This window comes from Actinosynnema sp., assembly GCF_052038725.1.
The window spans coordinates 1-3,191 of sequence record NZ_JBQGCX010000652.1; the positions used below are offsets into that span (position 1 = coordinate 1).

At 71.6% G+C, this 3,191-nt stretch carries 3 protein-coding genes; 2 read left to right on the plus strand and 1 reads right to left on the minus strand.

Features of this window, described 5'->3' with window-relative positions; translation table 11 throughout:
• Positions 1–762: 762 nt before the first annotated feature.
• Together ACTUAL_RS13755 and ACTUAL_RS13760 are read left to right on the plus strand one after the other, a co-directional pair.
• The gene (locus tag ACTUAL_RS13755; RefSeq protein ID WP_096494236.1) at positions 763–1,179 is read left to right on the plus strand and encodes a hypothetical protein; all 417 of its coding nucleotides are present in this window, start codon (positions 763–765) and stop codon (positions 1,177–1,179) included.
• 603 nt (positions 1,180–1,782) lie between these two features.
• Complete coding sequence (locus ACTUAL_RS13760) at positions 1,783–2,898, plus strand: hypothetical protein (RefSeq protein ID WP_440900508.1); 1,116 nt, start codon at positions 1,783–1,785, stop codon at positions 2,896–2,898.
• Positions 2,899–3,009: 111 nt separating this feature from the next.
• Here the strand turns inward: ACTUAL_RS13760 and ACTUAL_RS13765 are convergent.
• Positions 3,010–3,191: hypothetical protein (locus tag ACTUAL_RS13765; protein WP_440900509.1), on the minus strand; the 182-nt coding region annotated here is incomplete at its 5' end.

Sequence of the window (3,191 nt, forward strand, 5' to 3'; positions counted from 1 at the left end):
CCACCGTCGCCGCGAGCCCGTGCCCGAGGTGCGCGGCGGTCCGCCCCTGGCCGCCGCGCGCAGGCGACGATCGCCGAACCGAGGGGCCCGGCGGCCACGACCACGTCCGCCCACGAGGATCGCCGCCCGCCGCACGCGCCCCCGGCTCACGGCACTCCGGCGAACCGGGCGCCACGGCTGAGCCAGGCGGTGCGTCCACGGCGGCTCCCGGCCGGTCGGGGAGGGACTGCGCTCGGACTGCCCGCCCCGACTGCGCGGCGTCCGGGTCGCCGGTGTCGACAGGCCGTGCGAGTGGGCGCCGAGCCTGCGGAGCGCCCGACCGCCCACCCGATGAGAGTGATCTGGGTCACACTATTTTTCTTTTTCAGGGTTCGATCCCCAACTTCACTCGTTTGCCCATGTTTGTCCGCGCGCACCCGCAACGGGCGGGCGAATGCGCGGCGGGTCGGGTGGCGCGCCGACGCCGTGATCCGCTTTCAAACCTCGGAAGAACGCGCATATCGGACACCACGACGATCGTCGGGGGCGGTCGTGGACACCTGTTCGGTGCAGTTTAAAAAAGCTGTCAAGCAATTCGGTTGCATAGTTCGCATGATGCAAACTCGAAGTTGAATCGTTCTTCCCTGGCAATCGGAGTAAATTCCCATTATGTTCCGGTGCGGTTCCGGAAAAGGCCATTCGCTTTCTTTTCAACGACGTGGTTGCATTTGTCCAACGCCAACTCCGGCGACCACGGAGAAGTGATCAGAACCAGGAGTCCTCGTGATCAAGCGCATCGCCACCGGCACCGCCGCCCTCGCGTTCGCCCTGCTCCCCGCGCTCGGCGCCAACGCCACCGCGCAGGCCACCACCCCGACCCCGCCGCCCAGCGCCTCGTGCGTCAACTCCGACCCGACCGGCCTGGTCAACGTGGTCACCTGCACCATCAACACCACCGTCCAGGTCCCCATCGACCTGCCCGACTCCGTGCTGACCTTCGGCGACGTGCTCAGCAACAACCACGTCCTCTCCGGCAACGAGCTGACCCTGCTCCAGACCACCATCAAGGACGTCCTCAACCACAACACCGTCCAGGACAACCTCGTCTTCAAGCAGGCCCTGGTCGACGCGCTCAACAACCTCGACATCGACATCATCGACGACGTCACCGTCTCCAAGGTCTTCGTCGACGTCCTCTGACCCACGATTCCCCGCCGAGCGCGGGCGGCACACCCCCACCCGGAACGCCGCCCGCGCTCGCCGCTCCCGCAGTCGACGAGCCACCTCGTTCAGCCCTTCTTCGCCCCTTGCAGTCCCTCGCCCTCCTGACTCGGTCGAATCCGGGTGCCGCGTCACGCGGGCGCACGAATCGGGACTCGGCGACGACCACGCGGACGGGTAGCGCCTGCGGCGAGGTGAACAGCCGGTCAGGGGCGAAGCGGGTTTTCACCGTGCTCCTGCTCCTGGACACCTGCGCGCCGAGCGAGATCACCCGCGGGGTCGCGGCTCCGATGGGCCACCTGAGCGGTAGACCCCGGCGTCGCCCGCGGAGCGCGGGTAGTCCTCGAAGGTCGGCGACGGCCAGGACCGGGTGGCGGGCTCCGTCCGGGAGCAGCGCCAGGAGCTCGGGCGCGGACAGCCCCCGGTGCGCGGGATCGTCCAGCGCGGTCACCAGGTCCGGGCCGTCCCGTTCTCCCGTAACGATTCCCCTCCACCGCCGCAGTTCTGCGGTCCGCGGGGAAACGCCCCGTCCCGACGCCACGACTACCGGGAACCGGTGCGGTCGCGGGGAGGGGAGTCGGCGTGGACGAGAGGGCTCAACGCTGGTTGGTCGTGGTCATGGGCTTCGTCGCGCTCGTGGCGGGCGGGGTGTTCTCCGAGTGGGTCGTGCGCGTGTTCTCGCTGCGCCCCGGCTCGGGGTTCGACGGCGGCGGGACGTGGCTGCTCGCCTGCGCGGCCTGCTGCGGGATCGGGGCGTGCGCGGTGTTCCTGCTGCGGGGCAAGGCGGTCCGGCGGTTCGTCGCGACGGCCGTGGCGACCGGGCGCTACCCCCGCCGCCGCTCGCCCGCGCTGCCGCTCACGCTCGTCGGGGTGCTCCTCGTGGTGCTCGCGGTGGGCTGGGTGTTCGCGCTCGGCTCGCTCGTCGAGCCGATGACCCAGCGCTGGGGCGACGGCGGCGCAGGCTCGCTGCTGCTCGCCCTGCTGGCGGTGCTGGTCGTGGGACTGCACTTCTCCTGGCGCTTCCGCAGCCGCGCCGAGGTGCCCCCGCTGGTGGCGGCCGGACTGGCGCAGCCTGCCCCGCCGCCCGAGATCCCGCGCGGCGCGCGGGCGTTCTCCTGGCGGGCGCGGGAGTTCACGCAGGGCGTCGTGATCGAGGGGTTGTTCTTCGTCGTCCCGCTCCTGGGCGCGGTGCTGTCCGGGGAGTTCGACTTCGACGAGCAGACCCAGCAGGGGCTGTTCATGGTGTTCGCGGGACCGGGGCTGATCAGCGGGGTGCTCCTGCTGCTGATGGTGGTCCCCGCGCCGCTGCGCTGGGTCGCGGTGGACGCGCTGCGGCAGCCGTCGTCGCTGATCGCGCTCGCCCTGGTCGGCGGCGCGTTCGCGGTGGACTGGGCGAACGAGCGCGGCGGCGTCCCGGCCCCGCTCCACACCGCCGCCCAGGTGGCGGTGCTGGTCGGGGTGCTGCTGGCGTCGGCCACCTGCATGGGGATCATGGAACGCGGCCCGCAGCCCTGGCTAGGGCTCCACTACCTCGGCTTCTCCTACCTGGTCGGCTACCTGACCACGCCCGGCGGGACGATCAGCCAGCCCGAGGGCGTCTCCGGGTGGCTCGCGGCACTGGGCGCCCTCGCCTACTGCCTGCGGGAGGGGCGCGAGCACTGGGAGCGGCACCACGGGGTGCGGTCGTTGGCCGGGTGACCCGAGGACCGCTCGGAGGTCCCGCACCAGCGGCTTCCCCGAACGACCGAATCCCCCTGCCCGCCCGCGACCGGTCGCCCGCGACCCACCCGGGCGCCACTCATCCACCCGTCACCCGACAGGCCTGGGCGCGTCCAGGTCGATGCCGCCCTCGTGCACGATCCCCGGCCGCGTGAACCGGATCTCCTCGTCCAGCTCCCACACCCCGCCCGCCGCCAGGGTCGCCTCCCTGACCTCGCCCAGGAACGCGTTGAGCCGGGGCGTGTGCAGCCGCGCCAGCGGTCGGTTGTCGT